Source organism: Gottschalkia acidurici 9a, from assembly GCF_000299355.1.
In the GTDB taxonomy this organism is placed as follows: domain Bacteria; phylum Bacillota; class Clostridia; order Tissierellales; family Gottschalkiaceae; genus Gottschalkia; species Gottschalkia acidurici.
The window spans coordinates 1,120,221-1,142,691 of the sequence record NC_018664.1 but is presented as its reverse complement, the minus strand read 5'-3'; the positions used below and the strand labels follow the sequence as shown (position 1 = coordinate 1,142,691).

Below are 22,471 nucleotides of genomic sequence, written 5' to 3'. Positions count from 1 at the left end.
AAGGGGGTTTTATATTTATTCTTCTTTAGATTTATCTTCTTTTTTACTTTGAGATTCATTCGAAGGCTTTTTAACCTCTCTTACTGACCATATCTCCATGTTGAATCTAGTTTTATCTGCTCCTACTTCTATAGATATTTCTTTATCTTTTACTTTCACTACTCTTCCTATTATACCACCTATTGTAACTATTTCATCGCCCACTTTAAGGCTATTTCTCATACTAGTAACTTCTCTTTCTTGCCTTTTTTGAGGTCTTATGATTATGAAATAAAAAATACCGATAAATAGTACCATAGGTGCAAATGCTGCTATTAATCCATTTCCATTCATTTAAATCTCTCCTTTTAGTTAGTTTTAAAATCCAGGCTATTCATATATTTAGGATAGCCGTACTTTTCATAAAATTCTCTTCTAAATTCTAATAACCTATCATCCTTTATAGATTCTCTTACATTTTCCATAAGCTTAAGCAAGAAATATAGGTTATGAATAGTCGTAAGTCTTGCCCCTAATATCTCATCTACATTAAATAGATGTCTAATATATGCCTTACTATAATTTTTACAAGTATAGCAATCACACTCTGGATCTAGAGGTGTAAAGTCTCTTGAATATTTAGCATTTCTAATTACAACCTTACCCCTAGTAGTTAAAGCAGTTCCATTTCTTGCTATTCTAGTAGGAAGCACACAGTCTGCCATATCTACTCCTCTTATTGCTAATTCTATAAGATAGTCGGGACTTCCTGCCCCCATAAAGTATCTTGGCTTGTCTTTAGGCATGAACGGCATTGTATAATCTAGAGCCTCAAGCAACACATCTCCTGGCTCACCTACACTTAGACCTCCTATTGCATATCCTGGAAAATCTAAATCTATTATTTCTTTTGCACTTTGCTCTCTTAGATCTTTATACATTCCACCTTGAATTATTCCAAATATACCTTGTCTATCTGGATTTTTATTTGCATCTTTACATCTCTTCGCCCATCTTGTAGTTCTTTCTAATGAAGCTTTTGTATAATGCCAATCACTTGGATAAGGTACACATTCATCAAACGCCATCATTATATCAGAACCTAATGAGTTTTGTATTTCTATAGATTTCTCTGGTGTAATAAGGTGTTTAGAGCCATCTATATGAGATCTAAATTCTACACCTTGCTCTTTTATGCTTCTTAATCCACCTAAACTAAATACTTGAAATCCTCCACTATCAGTTAGAATTGGTCTATCCCAGTTCATAAACTTATGAAGTCCACCAGCTTCTTCTATTAACTCATGACCTGGTCTTAAGTAAAGGTGGTATGTGTTACCTAAAATTATTTGTGAACCTATATCTTTTAATTCTTCTGGCGTCATAGCCTTTACAGTAGCTTTTGTTCCTACAGGCATAAACATAGGCGTATCAAAACTTCCATGTGGAGTGTGTATCTTTCCTAGCCTAGCCTTAGTCTGACTACATTCTTTTATTAACTCGTACTTTATAACTGTCATTAGTAACTCCTTTCTAGTTCAACTACCTATTCATCTTGTGTTACACTTTGATCTTTATGTGCTATACTCTGATCTTTCGGTATTAAATGATTTTTTATTATAAACAATCCCGCAATTGCTATTACTCCAAGTACAATCTGAACCATAGAATTGCTCGTTTTAGGTATTAATAGCATTTTTCTTGCTATGGCATATAGTAGTGCTTCTATAACACTCCCTGGAGTGTGTGTTACAAGCATTATTATTAGCTCTAATCCAACTACTAAAAGTAACGCTTGGCCTAAAAATGCCTCAAACTGGATATATGTTACTGGTTGGTTAACCTTTATTATATATTCTATATATATCCCTCTCAAAAGTTCAAATGTTCCTAATAATACTTGTACCGCTATAAGTATACTTATCACTATTTCAAGAAAATAAGTAAGTGTTAAAAAGTGGCGTTTCATTCTCGTCAACTCTATCACATCCTTTTTTCTAATATATGAACATAGCATCTCCAAAGCTAAAAAACCTATATTTCAATTTTACTGCTTCTTCATAAGCTCTCAGAGTATTTTCTCTACTAGCTAATGCACTTACTAGCATTATAAGTGTAGATTCTGGTAAATGAAAATTTGTAATAAGCCTATCTACTACTTTAAACTCATACCCAGGATAAATAAATATATCTGTCCATCCACTTCCAGATTTGACCATGCTATTTTCATCTACACTAGATTCTAAAGTTCTTATAGAAGTGGTTCCTACGGCTATAACCTTTTTTCCTTTTTTCTTAGTGTCATTAACCAACTTAGCAACGCTTTCTTCTATCTCAAAGTACTCTGAATGCATACTATGATCATGTATATTCTCAACTTTAACTGGTCTGAATGTTCCTAAACCAACATGAAGTGTTACATATCCTATATTAACACCTTTTGCATCTATCTTGTCAAGAAGTTCTTGTGTAAAATGAAGCCCTGCTGTAGGTGCTGCTGCTGAACCTTCCTTTTTAGAATATACAGTTTGATATCTTTCTCTGTCTTCTAATTTTTGAGTAATATATGGTGGAAGTGGCATTTCTCCTAGTATATCTAATATTTCCTGGAAAATCCCTTCATATATAAACTTTATTATTCTAGTTCCATCCTCAGCTATATCTATTATTTCTCCTCTTAACTCACCATTTCCAAATACTACTTTTGTTCCTATTCTGGCTTTCTTCCCTGGCTTTACTAGTGTTTCCCAAGTATCGCCTTCAATTCTTTTTAAGAGTAAAAATTCTATATTAGCTCCAGTGTCTTCTCTTTTTCCGAATAATCTAGCAGGTATTACTCTAGTATTATTTAGTATAATACAGTCACCTTTCTCTAAATAATCTATGATATCTTCAAATATCTTATGCTCTATTTTTCCTGTTTTTTTTTCTAAAAATAGTAATTTAGACTTTTCTCTGTTTTTTAGTGGATATTGTGCTATTAGCTCTTCTGGTAAGTCAAAATAAAAATCATGTGTGTTCATAATTTACCTTCCTCTACTCAACTTTTGCTCCTGTATAGTAAAATTCTAATATATCAGTATATAAATATCCTGCTTTAGCCATATTTAATGCTCCATATTGGCTCATTCCTATTCCATGACCCCATCCTTTTCCGTTAAAAGTTATCTTATCTCCTACTATACTTGTACTATTATTTGTTGTTCCACTATTGCTACTATTATTATTCGTATTATATGCTATAGTATTATAACTTTTTCCGTCTGAAACTACTATATTCATTGAATTTGAATTTATTTTTTCAGTAGTATATCTTGAAATTAAGCTTAGATTATCTATATTACTTTTTGTGGGATATACACTACCTTGTGATAATATATATATTTCTCCATTACTAGATGGATCTACAGTTTGACCAGGATCCACTGGTGTTGTACTTCCACTATCGTCTATTACATAGTTTGTACTTTTAACATTGTTATATCCAAATATTGCTCTAACTTTTTCTTTTGAAACAGTTTTAGATCCTTTTGTTCCAGTTACTATAAAGTCTACAACTCTTACTCCATGAGAATCTCTTCTCGTTTCTATAGATATAATCTCACCTACATCAAATCCATTAGATCTTAGTGCTTGACTAGCATCTTGTTTAGTTATAGTATATAACCAGTTCGAGTGAGGTGTATTTGTAGAAAAGATATCCTCTTTAGCTCTTAAATATGGTATCGGTGTTCCACTCCAAACATCTTCATTATTAGCTGTATAACCACCGCTACAAGAGTAGTAGAAAGTACTTGCTATTTCTCCATTATATTTTAATACTTTATCTCTTGTTTCATCAACTGCTCTATTACTATTAGGATGTTCTACATTATATCCTCCATATACTTGACAATGTGTAGTATCACAAATGTCGAAACCTAAGTCTTTATGTTTATTTAAACTAAGTAAAGTAAAGTTTCTAGCAGAAACAGCCTGAGCTTTTAGTGCCTCTAACTCCCAGCTACCTGACATTTCCCTAGGCACTACTCCTTTTAAATAACTTCCTAACTCTATATAATTTATAGTTATTAATTTACCGTTATTATTTACAAAAGTTATGTAGTCTCTATATTTTTTGCTTTCTACACTGATAATATTGTCTGTAGACTTTATACATATATTTTGATTTTTATCAAATGATATAATCTTTCTTCCATTAGTTTCTTCAATTGATACTATAGAGTCATTTTTACTAACTTCCATATAATCTGAGGTTAACCCTACTATGCTATTCATAAATGTACTAGCAGATGACTCATCTGAAAATTCTCCTATCCACACTCTAAAGCCATTATCATAAGCTACACTAGCATCTATTCCTAAGTTTTTAAGTTCATTTGCTTTGCTTAAAGCAGAATCATAGCTATAATAATTATCAGATAATTGTATATGATAGCCAAAGTTCTTTGATTTTGCAACTATCTTTCCAGTGTTTATTTCTAGTAATTCTCTAAAGCTATTATCTCCTTTTACTACTGAAAAACTATTTCCACTTAAATTTATAGTAGATTTTGATGATAATTCACTTGTTAACCCTACTTTTATATACTTTGAGTCATAATTTTCCCCATATGCTTTAATCTCAACTGGAATTAATACATTTAACAATATAAGCGAAAGTGCTATTAGTAAAGACATGCCTTTTCTATAACGCATAATTATTTCTCCCCCTATTTTTCCTCTTCAAACGGAATTTTAAAATAATCATAGCAATGTTTAGTTGCTACTCTTCCCCTTGGAGTTCTACTTAAAAAACCCAATTGTAATAAATATGGCTCGTAAACATCCTCTATAGTAGTTCTTTCTTCTCCTGTAGATGCTGCTAAAGTATCTAATCCTACAGGTCCTCCACCAAATTTATTTATTATAGTCATTATTACTTTTCTATCCGTACTATCTAAACCAAGTTCATCTACTTCTAAAAGATTTAATGCATTTTTAGCTACTTCTTTAGTTATTACTCCATCTTCCACTACCTGAGCATAGTCTCTTACTCTTTTTAAAAATCTATTTGCTATACGAGGAGTCCCTCTAGATCTTTTTGCTATCTCTAGTGCACCTTCTTCTTCCAGCTCAACCCCTAGTATTTTTGCTGATCTTAAGACTATTTCTTTTAAACTATCTTCATCATACATTTCTAATCTACACATTACACCAAATCTATCTCTTAGTGGAGATGTTAGAAGTCCAGCTCTAGTAGTAGCTCCTATAAGAGTAAACTTTGATAAGTCTAGTCTAATTGATCTAGCGCTAGGTCCTTTTCCTATAATAATATCTAGCGAATAGTCTTCCATAGCAGGATACAGTATTTCCTCTACACTTCTGTTTAATCTATGTATCTCATCTATAAACAAAACATCATTCTCAGCTAAATTTGTAAGTATTGCCGCTAGGTCACCTGGTCTTTCTATAGCTGGACCTGAGGTTATTCTTATATCTGATCCCATTTCATTAGAAATTATACTAGCAAGTGTAGTTTTTCCAAGTCCAGGAGGTCCATATAGTAATACATGATCTAACGCTTCATCTCTTCCCCTTGCAGCTTTTATAAATATATCTAGCTTTTCTTTTACTTTATCTTGACCTATATATTCATTTATACTTTTAGGTCTTAGAGAGGTTTCTATATCTAGATCCTCATATCTTGCCTGTCCATTAACTATCCTGTTGTCCATATCCTCCATTTTTCTCTACCCTTTCTACTATTTTGACAACTCTCTTAAAGTAAGTTTAATCAGTTCTTCTGTACTCTTTTCAAAGTCATTCACTTTAGAGAGTGCACCAAGCACTTCACTTTTTGTATATCCTAGTGACATTAGTGCTTCAGTCACTTCATCTTCTGAGTTATCCGAGTTAAAGCTCATTTCTAGAGGAAGTTTATTTTGTGCACTAATGTTTTTATCTATATGAATTTTATCTTTTAATTCTAAAATTATTCTTTCCGCTGTTTTCTTTCCTACTCCTGGAGATTTTGATAACGATACTGCATCATCATTTACTATAGCTAATTTTATATCTAATGTAGTCATAGTAGAAAGTACCCCTAGTGCAACTTTAGGTCCTATCTTAGATACAGTCTGGAGAAGCCTAAACATATCTATTTCGTCTTTAGAAGTAAATCCGTATAAGCTTATATCATCTTCCCTAACATTTAAATGTGTATATATAGTTTTATCTTGATAATCTTGTCCTATATCTATTGCAGAAGCCTTAGATGTGTTTACCCTATATCCTATTCCGTTATTTTCTAATACCAAGTAATCTATACCTACTTCTATTATATTACCTTTAATATACTCAAACAATTCTACACCCCTCCATTACCTTACTTTAAACATATTTTTAAAGTTTCCTGAATGTGCGTGACATATAGCTACTGCTAGTGCATCTGCAACATCATCAGGTTTAGGCACTTTGCTTAGTCCTAGGATGAGCTTTACCATTTCTTGGACTTGCCTTTTCTCAGCTCTACCGTATCCTACTACTCCTTGCTTCACCTGTAATGGAGTGTATTCATATATTGGCAATCCTTTATTTATAGCTGCTAAAAGTTGTACACCTCTAGCTTGTCCTACACTTATAGCTGTTTTAGCATTTTTATTAAAAAATAATTCTTCTATAGCTACTGAATCTGGATTGTATTTATCTAATAGAAAAGTAAGTTCATCATATACCATCTTAAGCCTTTCAGGAAATGTATTTTTTGGTTCTGTAGTTATAGCCCCATAGTCTATTACTTTGAATTTATTTCCTTTATACTCTACTACACCGTATCCCACTATAGCTATTCCAGGGTCTATACCAAATATAATCATTGAATCACTCCTAATAATATGTATAAATTTATTTAAAACATAATACAAACATATATTCGATATATTATTATATAAACCCTTTATTAACAAGCATTTTTTTAGTACAATACTATTCTAACATTTTACAGCTTTACTTACATCTATTTATTTAATATTTAATAAAAAAAGTTGACAACTTTTTCTCGCTATATTGTCAACTTTTAAATATTTTTATCTTATTTTTAAGTAATAAAGTTTTCTAGTATCTGAATTGCATCTTCTTCGGTATCTACAACTATTCCTTTTTTAATTTTTTCTCTATTTTCTTCTCTTAGTGTAGATATTGTTGTATCTTTAAATATCTTATGTACAACTCGTTCACCATCTTCATTGATTTTAAATATAACTATTTTTCCATTCATTTCTCCTACTACAAAGTGATTTGGACAAAGAGTACTTTTTTCACTCATTAACGTTATTTCTTCTCTCGAAAATGATGATATCTGCCAGTCAATGAAGTTATCTTCAACATACTTTTCAAATTCTTTTCTATTTAAACCTATCATATCGTCACCAGGTTTTTCATTTTTTACGACTTCATGACCGCACTCTTTATATTTAACTTTATATATAATATTCGTAGACACAACTATAGCATTACCATCCACTAAACTTGTTTTTACTTTATTTCTATCATTATTGTTCTCATCATTATAGTTTATTGCATTATTTTTTATTTTTGATTCTTTTCTCATTTTTTGGTCAGAGCCATCTATGCCTAGTATGTATCCTCCAACTACTCCAAATACTATTAAAGCTATGCATAATAATATGGGAAACATTATGGGGTTTTTCTTAAACATTTTCATCCCTCCTACACTATACTGAATATTCTTTCCAGAACTTATCAGTTTATACATGTATTTTTACATAGTGTAGGTATTTATATTAGGAATATCTCATCAATACTCTGTCGTTAATCGCAATCCAAAATGCTTCTTTATAAGTCTTCTTTAAATGTTTTTTTAGTACTCTAAGTATTAATTTATATAGCTTGTATACTTCTTTTTCAGACAAACTATAGTCTACTTCTCCTATACTAAAATTATACATATCAAAATTTATTTTTAATTGTCTTTCAACATAATTTCCTAGATTGGATATTTTCTTTTTTATTACTTTATTAGCAAACGTACTTATAAGCTCGTCTAGGTATGTTGATTTCTCTTTTTCTATATTTCTGAAACAATTATATTTAAATTCCCTTATACTTTCATTTTTTATATTGAAGTGAAAGAGATATTGTCTTTCATAAATATCTTCTATATTCATAAGATTTAAAGACTTGTCCTCTAAAAGATTTATGTACTTTGGGCTATTAAATCCATTTTTATATCCTTCTAAGTAGAAGCATAGTTCTAATTTATTTATATCTTCGTTAATTATAATGCTTAAGTTTTGTGATATCACTTCTGCATCTTCTCTATCTTTTATAATATTTTTTATTCTATATCTTATATCTCTCGAACATGTATATATAGGGCATACATTACTTATATTCTCCTCTATATCATAGAGTGCTAAAAGCATATATATAGAATTTAAATCATCATTATATAAAAATTTATCCGTTAAGCCCTGATATATATCTCTAGTTTTAGCTGCTGAACTCATATATTCGCCCCCTTACTTAGAAGTCTTACCATATAAATGGCATTTATAACCTAGATTTAAATAATTTTAATTTAATTTATTTTTTCTTAGCACAGTTTTTATAGCTTGCGCAAGTATTTCATCAGGTAGTCTTGATATTTGGATGTTCTTGTGTGTCTTTTTTTCTCTTATTTCTTTTACTTCTTTATGTTTTTCATTATGTACATCCCTTTTTTGAGAAGTTAAATCTTCTTTACTCATTTGAGTTACCTCCCTATAATCAGTAAAAGTAAAATCACACGAATATCATTATACAATATTTTTTCATATTTTAAAATCAATAAATTTATAATTTTATAATTTTATTTTTTATTGACTTTAAAAGCCCTCTTGGTTATACTTTTTATTGTATTTCGATTATTAAAACAAGGAGTGATTTTATGAATCTATTTAAAAGAAGCAATGTATTTAAAACTTTTACACTTGCTTTAGTTTTATCATTATTTCTAGTAGGATGTGGGGATAAGAAATCTAATGAAACAGATAAAAACCCTGTAGAAAGTAGCGAAAATGAAAACAAGGAAAATACTAAAAAAACTGAGTCTTTAATGGTTTATTGTGCAGGTGGTTTAAAGGCTCCTATGGAAGATTTAGCTAAGGAGTATGAAGCAAAAACTGGTGTAAAGATAGAAACTACATACGCTCATACTGGACAACTTATAGCTCAAGCTGAAACTTCTAAAAAAGGTGATGCTATAGTGTTAGCTTCAGATGAAGATTACACTTCTGCTAATGAAAAAGGATTAGTTAATGAAAGACATAATCTAGCTTATAACATTCCCGTTATAGCAGTACCAAAAGGAAATCCTAAAGGAATAAAAGAACTAAAAGATTTAGCCCAACCAGGAGTAAAGGTACTATCGGGGGACTTAAGAAATGCACCTATTGGGAAAATATCTGTTAAATTTTTCGAAAAACTTGGCTTAGATGATGAGTTCAAGAAAAACATAGTTTCAACTTTTCCAACTATAAATGAAACTGTTCTACACTTAGGTGAAAAGAATGGTGATGCTGCTATCATATGGGAAAGTAATGCTCTTCAATCAGAAGACAAAATAGACTTTATATCTATACCTGAAGATCAAAATTTAATTAAGTTAGCTTCAATAACTTCTTTAAAAAGCGCCAAAGACTCACAAGCTGCTGAGGACTTTGTAAACTTTGTTGCAAATGAAGGTAAAGAAATTCTTAAAAAGCATAAGATGAAAATAGCAGACGATAAGTAATGGTTTTGATATTATGAAAAGCAATCTAAAGTATAAGAACCTATTTTTTACACTCATGATTTTTTTATTTATGTTTTTATTTTTTTCATTTATTTCATTAGTAATTATAAATTTATTTAGAGAAGGATTACCTAATTTTTTTGCTAATGTATATGATGAAGAAATATTATTTGCTATAAGACTTAGTTTAGTGACCTCTACTATATCTACTCTTATATGTATGGCATTTGCATTACCTATATCTTATGCACTTGCTAGATATGAATTTCCTTTTAAAAGTTTAGTTATGTCCATAATGCAAATACCTATGTCTTTGCCACCCCTAGCTTCAGGGTTGGCTTTACTTTTGTTTTTCAGTTTAGATAATATAAGAAATTTTTTAGACAAATATGATATTAGTCCTGTTTTCTCAGTTAAAGGAATAATAGTAGCTCACTTTTTTATTAATACACCCTATATGATAAGAATTTTAAAAGCTACTATCGAAAATATCGATCCTAAGTTAGAGTTTGTATCTAGAACTTTAGGATATAGTAAGCTTAAAACTTTTTTTAAAATAACTTTGCCTCTATCTAAGAAAGGGTTATTTGCAAGCACAGTGATTACATGGTCAAAAGCTATGGGTGAGTTTGGTACAGTACTTCTACTTGCAGGAGCTACAAGAATGAAAACTGAGACTCTCCCAGTAACAATTTATCTAAATGTTTCTGTAGGTTCTTTAGATAAAGCCTTAACATCTGCTATAGTTCTTATAGTTATATCCTCTATATCATTACTTATCTTTAGCAGATTTGAAGATTCTAAATTTTAATTAGGTTGTGAATTATTTATGATTAGATTAGAAAATGTTAATAAATCACTTGGAGACTTTAAGTTAAAAAACGTAAATATAAGTCTTAAAGATGGTGAATACTTTGTAATATTAGGGCCAACAGGTACAGGAAAAACTGTAATACTCGAAACTATAGCTGGTATGTACGTTCCTGATAGCGGATCTATATATTTTAATGATACTTTGATTAACAATGTTTTACCTGAAGATAGATCTGTAGGATTTGTTTATCAGGACTATGGTCTTTTTCCTCATCTTTCTGCAAAAGAAAATATAGTATATGGATTAAATTCTAGAAAGTTTTCTAAAGAATATAGGCTCAGCTTTTTAGAAAGTATAAGTAAAACATTAAAGATATCTCATCTTTTAGAAAAGGATATATCAACTTTAAGTGGTGGAGAAAAGCAAAGAATTGCATTTGCAAGAGCTATTGCTATAAAACCCAATATACTTCTATTAGACGAGCCTATGAGTGCTCTAGATCCTAATACTAAAGAGGAACTAATGTATGAGTTAAAAGAAATTCACAAGAATTTAGGTACTACTAGTATTCATGTGACTCATGATTTTAGAGAAGCTCTCTATCTAGCCGATAGGATAGGAGTCTTGTTTTCTGGAGAGTTTATTCAAATAGGTACTCCTGAAGAAATATTTTTCAAACCTAGTTCACTAAAGGTCTCTAATTTTATTGGGCTTGAAAATATATTTCCTTGTGATATTAAAGATAACATAGCTTACTTAAGTAATGACTTATCTTTACAAATCAATTATAGTAAGAGTATAAACTGTCATATAACGGTATTCCCAAATGATATAAGTATTTCTAAAAATATTATAGAAAATAGAGATAATGTGTTTAAAGGATATATAAAAGAAATTATAGCTAATCCTTTTTACCTTAAAGTTTATGTAGATATAGGAATAGATATTTGCATAGTTTGCTTAAATGATAATTATAACAATTTAAATTTCTGTAGAAATGATGAAGTCTGGGTAGGATTTGATAAATCAGCTATTAATATTCTAACTTAAAAATATAAAAGTAAAACCTAAGCTTGAGCTTAGGCTTTACTTTTCATCTCTATTGCACCCATTGGGCACATTTTCGAACAATAGCTACATCCTACGCATAGTTCTGTTTTAACTCTATGTGTCTCTTCTCTATAGCCTTCAATAGCAACTACTGGACAGACCCTTTCACATATTGTACAACCTATACATTTCTCCTCAGAAATTTCTGCTACCTTCTTCCCTTCAAGTTTAGCAGTTATAGCTTTCGTAGGACATTTTTCTGCACAGATTTTACAATTTGTACATTTGTCATAGTTTATATATGCTAAGTTGTTATCGAATTCCATAGCCCAGAATGGACATGCTTTGACACATATCTTACAGCCGATACATCCAACTTTACATTTTTCTTTTACTGGTTTACCCATTTCTTTGTTGTTACAGTCAACTACAACTTCTTGATCAATAGGAACCATAACTATTACTTCTTTTGGACAGACTTTAACACACTTTCTACATCCTTTGCATTTATCTTTGTTTATATTAGCTACTCCGTCTACTATTTCTATAGCATCAAATGGACAGACTTCTTTACAAGATCCATATCCAAGACATCCATAAGAACATGATTTGCTTTCACCATCTACCATCATTTCAGCTGCAGCACTACAGTCTGTTACTCCTTCTAAGATAACCTTTTCACTAACATTACAGCTTGTCCCTTTGCATTTAACTCTTGCAATTAATCTTTTTTTAGGTACTTTAGTTTTTTGCATTGTCATTTCATTACCCTCCTACGTTATACTAATTCTCGCATATTGCATCTCAGTTCTATTATACATACTATACCGTTTTAGCGCTACCCATTTTCGCATTAATTAGACAATATTCTCTACAAATAACTTTAGCTAAAGTATATTAAGCATAAAAAATACCCCCGAATTTCTATCTATGAAAACTAAACATAAATTGAAAATCAGAGGTAATATATGCTATAACTTAAACTATGTAATAAATTCATTGTTTAAAGATTATAACTTATATCTAACTTGAACACTAATTCAGCAACCAAATGTATAAATTAATTTTACCTATTATTCAACTATTCCTCTATATCCGTATCTTCACGAGTTGCACTTACTAAGTCTTCAGCAAACCCTTCCTTACTAGGAAAATCTATTTTCTTACTAACTTTGTCGTCAACTTTATCATTTCTATCTGCCACTGACTTAAGTACCTCTGTAACATCCACACCTGTTAGTTGCTTTAACGTTTCAAAACCACTAGTAGCAACCTCAGAAACTATTTTAGCTACCTTACTTGCTCCTCCTGCTCCGTCATTACCATTATCTATGATAGTAATCTTATCTATTTTTTCTAATGGCTTAGCAACTTGCTCCATTATTTCCGGTAGCTTTGCTATAATAAGTTCTGTTACAGCAGCCTCACCGTACTTAGCCATAGCCTCTGCTAATTTATCCTTTGCTTCTGCTTCTGCTAATCCTTTTGATCTAATCGCTTCTGCTTCTGCCTGTCCTCTTAGTTTTATAGCTTCTGCTTCTGCCTGTGCAGATATTTTTCTCGCTTCTGCCTCTGCCTGAGCTTTAAGTTTCAATGCTTCCGCTTCTGCCTCTGCTTGTTTTATAGCTTGTATTTTAGCTGCTTCTGCATTTACCTCTGATGCTTTTTTACTTGCTTCAGCAGGTTTCTGAACTTCTACTACCAACTGCTTTTCTTTTATAACAGCTTTCTTTTCTTCTAATTTTGCTTGCTCTTCTGCTTGTTTAGCCTTATTCTGAATATCCTGAATTTCATAAGCTATATCAGCAGTTGCCTTTGCTTGCTCTCTTTCTGCTCTATATGCTTCTATTTTTATTTGCTTATCTCTTTCTGACTCTGCTATTGCTGTTTCAGCTTCAAGTTTTGCCCTCTGTCCTTCTCTCTGTGCCTCTGCTGTTTTTATTTGAGTATCTCTTTGTCTATCTGCCTCAGCTATGTCTGCATCAGCTTGTGCTTGTGCGATTTGTGGTTTTGCTTTATTTTCTAAATATCCACCTTGAGTAGATATTCTAAGAATACTAAAACTTGATAATATTAGTCCCATTGTGCCTAATTCTTTAACTATAGCATTTTCTAATTTTGTTTCTAGTCCTGCTCTATCAGCATTTAATTCTTCTACAGTCATAGTAGAAACTATTCCTCTTAATTGACCCTCTATTATTTGATCTACTATACTTTTAATTACATCTACTGTCTTTGAAGCTCCACCATTGTGAAATCTTTCAACTGCATTAAATACACTTTCTTCTTCATTTTTGACTTTCACTACTGCAGTACCTTCTATATTTACAAAGATACCTTGTTTAGATGGCGCATCACTTACATTAGTTTTCATAGAGATGTCTTCTAGTGATATAGTACATGAGGTTTCTAGTATTGGTAACATTAAACCTCCTTTACCAGATAACATTCTCTTTTTAAGACCTGTTATTACCATAGCCTTGTCAGCAGGTACCTTTTTCCAAAATGATAGTATAATTACTAGTGCTACGACTATAGGTACTCCAAATTTCAATAGTATTTCAGGCATGTTTCTCTCCCCCTTTATGTAATATTTTATTTATATCTAATTATTATTATAATATTTTTTTATTAGAACTCTAAACCTCTCAGTTTCTTTTCATTTCTTTCTTATAATCTATCTGGATATTTTTCTTTCAAGTCATTGTATATAAACCTTGTGTTCATTATATTACATTGACAAAACATCCAATTATCCTCCTAGTTAAATTAACTATCTAAGACTTTCTACTCTTTTTATCATAATCTTGCTCTATATCTAAACTTCTAAGTAGTCCTTCTCTTTTAGGGTTGATATTTCACCCTATTATATCATGTATTTACATATAATTCTATATTAATCATAAATCTATAAAAAAATTATATGCATAGTAAAAGCATTGAGCATCGATCATTTGTATCTTGTTAAATAAACTCCTATAACTTTACACTCAAGTGTTAAATTTATATAACATAAAAACACCCTTGGCTTTATTCATGAGTTGTGTACAAATTAAAGCTCAAAGGCGTTTTTAATCATTAAATCTTATAGTCTTTTTAAATTATCTATAGTTCCCTTTTCAATTACTAAGTAAACTTATTTTTCAACTTTCTCCACAGTACAAATTTATATACACTATAGCTTATTATACCTTTTAAAATGCTTGATATAGCTATACTCCACCATATTCCATTAACTCCTACTAGTTTAGAAAGTATTAGTGCTAATGGAAGTCTTATAATTGTCAGACTGATACTTATTAATGCCGCATACCTTGTCGCTCCAAGTCCTATAAATGTTCCATTTGTTATCATCTCAACTGCAGCAAATATCTGTGATATTCCGATTATCCTTAAATAATCAGATGTAATTCTTATGGTCTCTTGCTCTTTTACAAATATACTTGCTAATAACTCTGGGATAGTCAAAAGAATTACAGTTATAATAGAGGTGTATATGACTCCCATGAGAATAGATATATTGTAACCTTTGCTTATTCTATCTAACCTTTTAGCCCCATAATTTTGACCAATAAAACTTGCTGTAGCACCATTGAATCCTCCAATTATAATAAACGTTATAGATTCTATTTGAAGTCCTATTTTTTGTGCAGCTAAAGCATCTGCACCATAAATTGCTATTATCTTAGCTATTAATATGTTAATTATAGTAAAAATAACTCTTTGAATTGAACTAGGTAATCCTAATGAAATAATTTCTTTAAGCATATTGAAATCAAAATACTTTCTAAAGTTTAATTCATATAGCTTCTTAGAAACTCTTATAGACATTATTAAAACTATAGTATTTGCAATAACTGTTGCTATAGCAGCACCATTTACGCCAAGATTTAAAGTATATATAAATATAGGATCCAGTATGATATTTATAATAAGCCCTATAGAACTTATTATAAGAGATACTTTGTTATTTCCAAAGCTTGAGAAAATTCTTATATATAATGTATTAAAAAATACTATTATCATAGCTGATCCACTAATTAAAAGGTAAGATAATGAATCTTTTTCAACATTTAAGTTCTCTATTCCCAAGAAATTAATAAAAGTTTTACCGAATATTAATATAATAGTTGAAAAAATAATACCTACAAAAAGATTTAATATAAATGCTGTATTTATATATCTATTAGTTCCTTCATCATCCTTACTTCCCACAGCATGTGATACCTTAACTCCAGCTCCGACAACAACCATTGTACTAATTGCATATCCAATGTTGACATATAAGCTTGAACTACCTACACTTGCAACTGCATTACTTCCAAGACCTCCTACCCATATCATGTCAATAAAGTTATACATAAATTGCAATAATGAACTCGTCACTAATGGAATAGTCAGTGCAAATATCACCCTCGAGACTTTTCCTTTTGTTAAATCTACTTTCTGCATATTATTACCCTCACTCATAAACTCCTACAAAACAACATATGTTGGAGTTAAAAATAATCATTTCACTCATAGAGATTACTGTTTAAATAATTAATTTCAATCTTTACAAAAAGATTTCTTTTCTTTAAATATACAATTCTCAGTATCAGTTATAGTGTTCATCAGAAACAATACCAATCTATTTGCATTAACACTATCTAATGCATAATAATTCCATGTTCCTTCCTTCCTACTTTTAACCAAGCCACAGTCAATTAATACTTTCATATGATGAGATAGCGTAGGCTGAGTAAATTCAAAAAATTCTAGTAGTTCACATGCACATCTTTCACCACATGAAAGCATATCGATAATTCTAAGCCTGTTAGGATCACTTAAGGCTTTAAATATTTTTGAATTTATATCGTATTTATTTTTCATATCTCCTCCGTATATAAATAGTTATTTATAATTATAATATAGATAGTTATCTATGTATAGTCAATATAATTATTGTTTTTTAACACCTAAAACTCCATAACATTGAATAGTATCTATATGTTTTATGATTTATCTTAAAGTTATTTTAAATATTTAAAATAACTTCGTCACAGCTCAAAATCAAAATTACCAAAATTAATCAGATCGTTTAGTATAATTGTATTTATAAATAAATATTCTAGCAACACAAAAACACCTCTGAATTTCATCTGTAGAATACATACAAATTGAAACTCAAAGGTGCTTAATACAATAAGCTATATATAAACTCTTAAAATTAACCTTTACAAACTCCACAGTTCTTGAAACAATTAGTATAGATGCTAATTAGACTATATATCTAAATCGTCTGGTATCTCCCAGTTATGTGATACCTTTTGAACATCATCATTGTCCTCAAGCATTTCTAACATTTTTATCATGTTTTTAATATCTTTTTCATCTTCTAAGGCACTAGTATTCTGAGGAATATACTCAAGATCCGCTGAAGAAAATTTATATCCTGCTTCTTGTAAAGCATCTCTTACAGCTGAAAAATCCTCTACACTAGTTAATATTTCATAAACATCATCTTCAGGACTGAAATCTTCTGCTCCTGCTTCTATAGACTGCATCATTAATTCTTCTTCATCAATATCATCACTTTTTTCTATAACTAATAATCCTTTTCTATCAAACATCCAGCCAACACAACCTGTTGAGCCTAAGTTTCCACCAAATTTATCAAAAGCGTGTCTTACATCTGATGCTGTACGATTTCTATTATCAGTTAAGCAGTCTACGAAAACTGCAACTCCTGATGGTCCGTATCCTTCATAAGTAATTTCTTCGTAGTTAGCACCTTCTAAATCACCCGTACCCTTTTTTATAGCTCTTTCTATATTATCATTAGGCATATTTTCTGCTTTAGCTTTCTCTATTGCACTCTTAAGTGCAGCATTGTACTCAGGATCATCTCCACCTTCTCTAGCTGCTACCGTTATATATCTACCTAATTTTGTAAACATTTTACCCCTTTGTGCATCCATTTTACCTTTTTTATTCTTTATATTATTCCACTTTGAATGTCCTGCCACGATTTTTCCCTCCTTGCAATTTACAATTTATATTTTAACATAAAGCTATGTCGTCTTCTAGTTGATTTCTAAAAATAAGTATTTTTTACTATCTTGTGAACATTGGTGGGAATTTTCTTTTATGTTCACTTATCTTGTTCATTCTGTCTATCTTTTCTACTATCTCTTTTTTACCTTCTCCAGTTTTAATATAATGATCTAAGTCCTTGTATCCAAATCCCATCTCATCTTCATCAGTTTGATTTTCCCAAAGTCCTGCTGATGGTGCTTTATTTATAATTTCACTATTTACACCTAAGTACTTAGCCAGTTCAAATATTTCCTCTTTCACAAAATCAGCTATTGGAAATATATCTACTGCGCTGTCGCCATGTTTAGTGAAGTATCCAGTTGTAAATTCACTCTTATTACTTGGCCCTGCAACTAAATAATTATTCAGTTGTGCAAAATAGTATAATGTAGTCATTCTAAGTCTAGGCTTTATATTCGAAGTTGCGAGTTTATTAGATTCATTGTCTTTCACTTCACTAGTAAGAGTATCAAAAGTATCTGTTAAATCCACCTTTAGTACTTTTAAGTTCAGTGTATCTGCTAATAATCTTGCATGCTCTTCGTCTTGTGGATTGCTATGGCAAGGCATTATAACACCTAATGATGTATCTGGAAATGCTCTTTTAGCTAGGGCTGCCACTACTGCAGAGTCTATACCACCACTAAGGCCAAATACTACTCCTTTGCTACCCGCATCATTCACTTTTTCTTTTAACCAGTTTATTAGATCATCACATACTTTCTCTATACTTTCCATTGTTATTCCTCCAAATACTTTAATCTATTTAAAATGTTATAAATATTTATATTCTAATTATATCACCATTATATTATAGCATCTGTTAGTAATGTTTCTACATTAAAAACTATCACTAGTATTTAGTGTATGTAAAATACTTTAGTATATAAATATTTTTCTAGGGAAAAATGATTTTACTAGTAAATAAAAGCAAATTAAAAACTATTTTTTCATATGAAAAGGTGATTCTATGTCAAATATTATGTCTAGTGATAAATTAAAAATTCTTTTTATTGGTTTAATAACTGGTATTGTAAACGGTCTTTTTGGATCTGGTGGTGGAACTATAGTAGTTCCTGCCCTTGTCTTTCTATTACACATTGAAGACCATAAATCTCACGCTACTGCTATAAGTATAATTTTACCTTTAACTATTATAAGTACTTTCATTTATTTTAGAAATGGGATTATTGACTTCAAAGTGGCTCTTATTATAGCTTCTGGAGGTATTATTGGCGGATATATCGGTGCTAAGCTATTAAATAAGGTTCCTAGAAGTATGCTTAGAAAAATCTTCGGGCTATTTATGATAATAGCTGGGCTAAGGATGGTGTTTTAAGTTGATTCTCTTTTTTATTGGTCTTATATCTGGAATAGTTAGTGGAATGGGTATTGGTGGAGGTACTATTCTTATCCCTGCCCTAATTTTCTTTACAAATTTAAGTCAAAAGCAAGCTCAAGGAATAAATCTAATAGTATTTATTCCAACAGCTATTGTTGCTCTTATTACTCATTTCGCTAATAAAAATATAAAATTTAAAGTTGCTATACCGATAATTATAACTGGACTTATTGGAGCTGTTATAGGGTCTTCCCTTGCTGTATTTTTGTCTGGAAACTTGCTTAGAAAAATGTTCGGTGGATTTTTATTACTTATGGGACTTTATGAAATGTTTAGTAAAGTGAAAAAGTAGTATCTTTTCACATATTTCTTTGTTCATAATGTTAGTTGTGGTACAATGTCTTTAACTACTAATAAACTATTTTACATAATTTTTACTTTCATTGATTTTATACTATGATAAGGAAGGTGATATTATGATTTATGTTATTTTATCTATATCTATTATTATCCTTAGTTTTTTTCTTATTTATAAAAAGTTTCAAAGTATAAAACGTAAAAAACTACATGACGAACTACTTACTAACTGGGGTAAAACTCCCAATGTTAAATACAAGGATAACGACTTCAAATATATATCTAGTTACTTTAAAAGTAAACTTAATAACAATGACTTTTATATAGATGATATAACATGGAATGATATAGGTATGGATGATGTTTTTAAAAGAATTAATAATACAAGCTCTTTTGTAGGTGAAAACTACTTATATTACATCCTTAGAAAACCAGATTTTAATGACAGTTTACTAAAAAATAGATGCATTTTCATCGACTTGTTTTCTAAAGATGAGGATTTAAGAATTAACTTACAGAAATCTTTAAGAAAACTTGGTAAAGACAGACTTATCAGCATACTTGATTACGTTTTTTCAAAAGAAAAGCATATTCTTTGGCAATCTATATTGTACAGAGTTTTATCTCTATTTGCTATATTCGCTTTAATAGTAACTGCATATGATTGGACTATAGGTGTCAAACTATTAGTTCTCGCTTTTATAGTAAACTCAATGGTATATTATATAGTTATGAGTAAAATAGGACATGATTTAAAAATTATAAACAGCATAATTAAGTTAATAAATTGTTCTAGAGAAATTTATAGTATTAAGGATACTCGTATAAAAAAATATGCTGATAAACTATCAAATTTATACGAGAAAGTTAAAAGCATAAACAATGCAACGCTAAATGTATCTTATAATAATCAAAATGAGCTTTCACAATATATTAAAATTCTACTTTTAAGTGAAATTGTAAATTACAATAAAGTATCTAAAGCTATATCTAAGTTTAAAGAAGAGATCATAGAAGTGTATAGTATCATAGGAGAATTAGATGCTCTTATTTCTATAGCTTCTTATAAAGATAGTCTAAGTTATTATTCTATACCTAAACTATCTAACTCTATTAACCCTCACTTAAATATAAAAGACATTTATCATCCGCTAATAGATAATCCAGTTTCAAATTCAATAGATACTTTAAACTCTGTTTTAATTACTGGATCAAACGCTTCTGGAAAGTCTACTTTTCTAAAAACAGTAGCTATAAACTCTATATTAGCACAAACAATAAATATTAGCTTATCTAGGAAGCATGAATCAAATTACTTTAAAACACTGACTTCTATGGCCTTATCTGATAATATTCTTAAAGGTGAAAGTTATTATATAGTTGAAATTAAATCTATAAAAAGAATTATAGATAATTTAAATGATGATATACCTACATTGTGTTTTGTTGATGAAGTACTAAGAGGAACTAATACTATAGAGAGAATAGCAGCTTCTTCTAAAATATTAGAATATTTAAGTAAAAATAATGCTCTATGCTTTGCAGCAACTCATGACATTGAATTGGCTAGTATATTAAAAAACGAGTTTAATAACTATCATTTTAGAGAAGAATTTATAGATAATCATATAGCCTTTGACTACAAACTATATCATGGAAAATCACAGACCAAAAATGCTATAAAATTGTTAAGTGTTATAGGTTTTAACGATGATATTATAGAAAATGCAGAAGCAACAGCAAAAAACTATGAATTAACAGGAAGTTGGTAAAGAAAGAGCTTTCATACACAAATTTATGTATGAAAGCTCTTATTTATCTAATTAACTTACCTTCCTTAACTGAATAAAAATCCTCGTCTCCTTCTTCATGAGTCATATTAGCGCTAGTTATCTCTGTCATCAAACTCATAAGATTATCTACGTTACTTGCTTCACATAATACTACTATATTAACCGCATCATCATATATTACATCTTCTATTATATACTCTTGTCTTAACAGCTCATTTTCCGCTCTTCCATAAAGAGTATAGTCTATTCTTATTTTAATTTTTTTAAAGAGTACTTTCTCCACTATATTTCCAGCTTCAATTCCTATCTTCGCGCCCTTAGTATATGCTCTTACTAGTCCACCAGCACCTAGTTTTGTACCACCATAATATCTAGTTACTACCACCACTACATTTCTTAAATCCTCTTTTTTTATAACTTCTAAAACTGGTATACCTGCTGTTCCACTTGGCTCCCCATCATCGCTATATCTTTGTATATTGCTATTTTCTCCAACCACATATGCATATACATTGTGTGTTGCATCTCTATGCTTACTCTTTATTTCTTCTATAAATGATATTGCCTCATCTTCATTCTCAATAGGTTTTGCATATCCTATAAATCTAGACTTACTTATTATAATTTCGTCTTCTCCGTACTCATGTATAGTCTTATATGTACTTTTCAAATTTATCACCTTCGTTAATTATAGTTAAACTAACTTAATTATATCATAAAATTACTCTCAGTTTTTAGAAGTTATAATTTAGCTTTGTTTAGAGCAAAATATATTTAGTATTTTTTATGAGGTGAGATTATGTATGTAGTTTATAATTGTGTTGGTGGAACTCATTCTTCAGCTATAGCTGCAGCTATTCATCTAGGCATTTTATCTCCTGATATAACTCCTACTAAAGAAGAAGTTATAGATGTACCTTATTTTGATACTTTAGAAAAAAAAGATCAAGGTAAGATAATATTTAGAGGCATAGATGAAAATCATAATAAAGTATTTACTCTAAGCAGACAGTTTGTTCCGGAGTTAGTAATTCCGGCTGTAGAAGATGCATTTCAGTTAGGTGGTGGACTTAGGAAAGATTTATTACTTGTTGATACCATGCCTTCCGTTAACCTTCTTATGAAGATTGGTGGATTTTCTTCAAGAAGACTACACTGGGTATCATTTGGTAGACCTATAGTTGCTTTAGGAGTCGTTAAAAACTATCATGAGATGGTTAAAATAGTAAAGAAAACACTAAACTCTCTATAAATTATAATCATATAGAGAGTTTTATGTTTTA

General features: G+C 30.1%; 25 protein-coding genes. 7 read left to right on the top strand and 18 right to left on the bottom strand.

Going from position 1 to position 22,471, the window contains the following annotated elements; genetic code table 11:
• Window positions 1–15: 15 nt before the first annotated feature.
• The 11 genes from yajC to CURI_RS15770 all read right to left on the bottom strand — a co-directional run bounded on the left by yajC (window position 16) and on the right by CURI_RS15770 (window position 8,729).
• Window positions 16–333 carry a preprotein translocase subunit YajC gene (gene yajC / locus CURI_RS05365; protein ID WP_014967213.1) on the bottom strand — a complete coding sequence of 106 codons (318 nt, stop codon included), beginning with the start codon at window positions 331–333 and terminating at the stop codon, window positions 16–18.
• A 14-nt stretch (window positions 334–347) separates the two neighbouring features.
• Window positions 348–1,499 (bottom strand): tRNA guanosine(34) transglycosylase Tgt, encoded by a 1,152-nt coding sequence (gene tgt / locus CURI_RS05360; protein WP_014967212.1) that lies wholly within the window; start codon window positions 1,497–1,499, stop codon window positions 348–350.
• 26 nt (window positions 1,500–1,525) lie between these two features.
• Window positions 1,526–1,948 (bottom strand): hypothetical protein, encoded by a 423-nt coding sequence (locus tag CURI_RS05355; protein WP_041701971.1) that lies wholly within the window; start codon window positions 1,946–1,948, stop codon window positions 1,526–1,528.
• Between the two features lie 28 nt (window positions 1,949–1,976).
• Entirely contained in the window at window positions 1,977–3,002 is a 1,026-nt protein-coding gene (queA, locus tag CURI_RS05350) for a tRNA preQ1(34) S-adenosylmethionine ribosyltransferase-isomerase QueA (protein WP_014967210.1), read from the bottom strand.
• Between the two features lie 13 nt (window positions 3,003–3,015).
• Window positions 3,016–4,677 carry a SpoIID/LytB domain-containing protein gene (locus tag CURI_RS05345; RefSeq protein ID WP_014967209.1) on the bottom strand — a complete coding sequence of 554 codons (1,662 nt, stop codon included), beginning with the start codon at window positions 4,675–4,677 and terminating at the stop codon, window positions 3,016–3,018.
• Between the two features lie 14 nt (window positions 4,678–4,691).
• Window positions 4,692–5,705, bottom strand: a complete 1,014-nt coding sequence (ruvB, locus tag CURI_RS05340) for a Holliday junction branch migration DNA helicase RuvB (RefSeq protein WP_041701558.1) — start codon at window positions 5,703–5,705, stop codon at window positions 4,692–4,694.
• 18 nt (window positions 5,706–5,723) lie between these two features.
• Window positions 5,724–6,326, bottom strand: a complete 603-nt coding sequence (gene ruvA, locus CURI_RS05335; RefSeq protein WP_014967207.1) for a Holliday junction branch migration protein RuvA — start codon at window positions 6,324–6,326, stop codon at window positions 5,724–5,726.
• 15 nt (window positions 6,327–6,341) lie between these two features.
• Complete coding sequence (gene ruvC / locus CURI_RS05330) at window positions 6,342–6,836, bottom strand: crossover junction endodeoxyribonuclease RuvC (protein WP_014967206.1); 495 nt, start codon at window positions 6,834–6,836, stop codon at window positions 6,342–6,344.
• Window positions 6,837–7,057: 221 nt separating this feature from the next.
• The gene (locus tag CURI_RS05325; RefSeq protein WP_041701557.1) at window positions 7,058–7,678 is read right to left on the bottom strand and encodes a BofC C-terminal domain-containing protein; all 621 of its coding nucleotides are present in this window, start codon (window positions 7,676–7,678) and stop codon (window positions 7,058–7,060) included.
• A gap of 85 nt (window positions 7,679–7,763) precedes the next feature.
• The gene (locus CURI_RS05320) at window positions 7,764–8,489 is read right to left on the bottom strand and encodes a hypothetical protein (RefSeq protein ID WP_014967204.1); all 726 of its coding nucleotides are present in this window, start codon (window positions 8,487–8,489) and stop codon (window positions 7,764–7,766) included.
• Window positions 8,490–8,555: 66 nt separating this feature from the next.
• Complete coding sequence (locus CURI_RS15770) at window positions 8,556–8,729, bottom strand: hypothetical protein (RefSeq protein WP_014967203.1); 174 nt, start codon at window positions 8,727–8,729, stop codon at window positions 8,556–8,558.
• Window positions 8,730–8,908: 179 nt separating this feature from the next.
• Between CURI_RS15770 and modA the strand changes: the two genes are divergently transcribed.
• The 3 genes from modA (at window position 8,909) to CURI_RS05305 (ending at window position 11,618) form a co-directional block, all read left to right on the top strand.
• The gene (gene modA / locus CURI_RS05315) at window positions 8,909–9,754 is read left to right on the top strand and encodes a molybdate ABC transporter substrate-binding protein (RefSeq protein WP_014967202.1); all 846 of its coding nucleotides are present in this window, start codon (window positions 8,909–8,911) and stop codon (window positions 9,752–9,754) included.
• A 70-nt stretch (window positions 9,755–9,824) separates the two neighbouring features.
• Window positions 9,825–10,565 carry an ABC transporter permease gene (locus tag CURI_RS05310; RefSeq protein WP_228370459.1) on the top strand — a complete coding sequence of 247 codons (741 nt, stop codon included), beginning with the start codon at window positions 9,825–9,827 and terminating at the stop codon, window positions 10,563–10,565.
• Between the two features lie 18 nt (window positions 10,566–10,583).
• Window positions 10,584–11,618 carry an ABC transporter ATP-binding protein gene (locus tag CURI_RS05305; RefSeq protein ID WP_014967200.1) on the top strand — a complete coding sequence of 345 codons (1,035 nt, stop codon included), beginning with the start codon at window positions 10,584–10,586 and terminating at the stop codon, window positions 11,616–11,618.
• Between the two features lie 29 nt (window positions 11,619–11,647).
• Here CURI_RS05305 and CURI_RS05300 read toward each other — a convergent pair whose 3' ends face one another.
• From CURI_RS05300 to nadE, 6 genes are all read right to left on the bottom strand, one after another.
• Complete coding sequence (locus CURI_RS05300; protein ID WP_014967199.1) at window positions 11,648–12,379, bottom strand: 4Fe-4S binding protein; 732 nt, start codon at window positions 12,377–12,379, stop codon at window positions 11,648–11,650.
• Window positions 12,380–12,699: 320 nt separating this feature from the next.
• Window positions 12,700–14,187, bottom strand: coding sequence for a flotillin family protein (locus CURI_RS05295; RefSeq protein ID WP_014967198.1), 1,488 nt, complete (start codon window positions 14,185–14,187; stop codon window positions 12,700–12,702).
• Between the two features lie 557 nt (window positions 14,188–14,744).
• The gene (locus CURI_RS05290; protein ID WP_014967197.1) at window positions 14,745–16,070 is read right to left on the bottom strand and encodes an MATE family efflux transporter; all 1,326 of its coding nucleotides are present in this window, start codon (window positions 16,068–16,070) and stop codon (window positions 14,745–14,747) included.
• Between the two features lie 96 nt (window positions 16,071–16,166).
• Entirely contained in the window at window positions 16,167–16,490 is a 324-nt protein-coding gene (locus tag CURI_RS05285; RefSeq protein ID WP_014967196.1) for an ArsR/SmtB family transcription factor, read from the bottom strand.
• A gap of 392 nt (window positions 16,491–16,882) precedes the next feature.
• Window positions 16,883–17,626, bottom strand: a complete 744-nt coding sequence (locus CURI_RS05280; protein WP_014967195.1) for a YebC/PmpR family DNA-binding transcriptional regulator — start codon at window positions 17,624–17,626, stop codon at window positions 16,883–16,885.
• Window positions 17,627–17,714: 88 nt separating this feature from the next.
• Window positions 17,715–18,434: an NAD(+) synthase gene (gene nadE / locus CURI_RS05275; RefSeq protein WP_014967194.1), complete on the bottom strand. Its 720-nt coding sequence runs from the start codon at window positions 18,432–18,434 to the stop codon at window positions 17,715–17,717.
• Window positions 18,435–18,666: 232 nt separating this feature from the next.
• On the opposite strand from nadE, the gene CURI_RS05270 reads away from it, so the two are divergent.
• From CURI_RS05270 to CURI_RS05260, 3 genes are all read left to right on the top strand, one after another.
• Entirely contained in the window at window positions 18,667–19,035 is a 369-nt protein-coding gene (locus CURI_RS05270; RefSeq protein ID WP_014967193.1) for a sulfite exporter TauE/SafE family protein, read from the top strand.
• A gap of 1 nt (window position 19,036) precedes the next feature.
• Entirely contained in the window at window positions 19,037–19,390 is a 354-nt protein-coding gene (locus CURI_RS05265; RefSeq protein ID WP_014967192.1) for a sulfite exporter TauE/SafE family protein, read from the top strand.
• Window positions 19,391–19,514: 124 nt separating this feature from the next.
• Entirely contained in the window at window positions 19,515–21,167 is a 1,653-nt protein-coding gene (locus CURI_RS05260; RefSeq protein WP_014967191.1) for a MutS-related protein, read from the top strand.
• Between the two features lie 43 nt (window positions 21,168–21,210).
• Here the strand turns inward: CURI_RS05260 and CURI_RS05255 are convergent, their stop codons facing one another.
• Window positions 21,211–21,867 (bottom strand): YigZ family protein, encoded by a 657-nt coding sequence (locus tag CURI_RS05255; protein WP_228370458.1) that lies wholly within the window; start codon window positions 21,865–21,867, stop codon window positions 21,211–21,213.
• Window positions 21,868–21,987: 120 nt separating this feature from the next.
• Between CURI_RS05255 and CURI_RS05250 the strand changes: the two genes are divergently transcribed.
• On the top strand, window positions 21,988–22,440 hold the full coding sequence (locus CURI_RS05250) for a DUF3189 family protein (RefSeq protein ID WP_014967189.1): 453 nt from the start codon (window positions 21,988–21,990) through the stop codon (window positions 22,438–22,440).
• The last annotated feature ends 31 nt before the right edge of the window (window positions 22,441–22,471 follow it).

What these genes read in the sequence shown, in the direction of transcription:
- yajC (WP_014967213.1), bottom strand. Translation starts at nt 333, where the DNA reads ATGAATGGAAATGGATTAATAGCAGCATTTGCACCTATGGTACTATTT.
- tgt (WP_014967212.1), bottom strand. Translation starts at nt 1,499, where the DNA reads ATGACAGTTATAAAGTACGAGTTAATAAAAGAATGTAGTCAGACTAAG.
- CURI_RS05355 (WP_041701971.1), bottom strand. Translation starts at nt 1,948, where the DNA reads ATGAAACGCCACTTTTTAACACTTACTTATTTTCTTGAAATAGTGATA.
- queA (WP_014967210.1), bottom strand. Translation starts at nt 3,002, where the DNA reads ATGAACACACATGATTTTTATTTTGACTTACCAGAAGAGCTAATAGCA.
- CURI_RS05345 (WP_014967209.1), bottom strand. Translation starts at nt 4,677, where the DNA reads ATGCGTTATAGAAAAGGCATGTCTTTACTAATAGCACTTTCGCTTATA.
- ruvB (WP_041701558.1), bottom strand. Translation starts at nt 5,705, where the DNA reads ATGGAGGATATGGACAACAGGATAGTTAATGGACAGGCAAGATATGAG.
- ruvC (WP_014967206.1), bottom strand. Translation starts at nt 6,836, where the DNA reads ATGATTATATTTGGTATAGACCCTGGAATAGCTATAGTGGGATACGGT.
- CURI_RS05325 (WP_041701557.1), bottom strand. Translation starts at nt 7,678, where the DNA reads ATGTTTAAGAAAAACCCCATAATGTTTCCCATATTATTATGCATAGCT.
- CURI_RS05320 (WP_014967204.1), bottom strand. Translation starts at nt 8,489, where the DNA reads ATGAGTTCAGCAGCTAAAACTAGAGATATATATCAGGGCTTAACGGAT.
- CURI_RS15770 (WP_014967203.1), bottom strand. Translation starts at nt 8,729, where the DNA reads ATGAGTAAAGAAGATTTAACTTCTCAAAAAAGGGATGTACATAATGAA.
- modA (WP_014967202.1), top strand. Translation starts at nt 8,909, where the DNA reads ATGAATCTATTTAAAAGAAGCAATGTATTTAAAACTTTTACACTTGCT.
- CURI_RS05310 (WP_228370459.1), top strand. Translation starts at nt 9,825, where the DNA reads ATGTTTTTATTTTTTTCATTTATTTCATTAGTAATTATAAATTTATTT.
- CURI_RS05305 (WP_014967200.1), top strand. Translation starts at nt 10,584, where the DNA reads ATGATTAGATTAGAAAATGTTAATAAATCACTTGGAGACTTTAAGTTA.
- CURI_RS05300 (WP_014967199.1), bottom strand. Translation starts at nt 12,379, where the DNA reads ATGACAATGCAAAAAACTAAAGTACCTAAAAAAAGATTAATTGCAAGA.
- CURI_RS05295 (WP_014967198.1), bottom strand. Translation starts at nt 14,187, where the DNA reads ATGCCTGAAATACTATTGAAATTTGGAGTACCTATAGTCGTAGCACTA.
- CURI_RS05290 (WP_014967197.1), bottom strand. Translation starts at nt 16,070, where the DNA reads ATGCAGAAAGTAGATTTAACAAAAGGAAAAGTCTCGAGGGTGATATTT.
- CURI_RS05285 (WP_014967196.1), bottom strand. Translation starts at nt 16,490, where the DNA reads ATGAAAAATAAATACGATATAAATTCAAAAATATTTAAAGCCTTAAGT.
- nadE (WP_014967194.1), bottom strand. Translation starts at nt 18,434, where the DNA reads ATGGAAAGTATAGAGAAAGTATGTGATGATCTAATAAACTGGTTAAAA.
- CURI_RS05270 (WP_014967193.1), top strand. Translation starts at nt 18,667, where the DNA reads ATGTCAAATATTATGTCTAGTGATAAATTAAAAATTCTTTTTATTGGT.
- CURI_RS05260 (WP_014967191.1), top strand. Translation starts at nt 19,515, where the DNA reads ATGATTTATGTTATTTTATCTATATCTATTATTATCCTTAGTTTTTTT.
- CURI_RS05250 (WP_014967189.1), top strand. Translation starts at nt 21,988, where the DNA reads ATGTATGTAGTTTATAATTGTGTTGGTGGAACTCATTCTTCAGCTATA.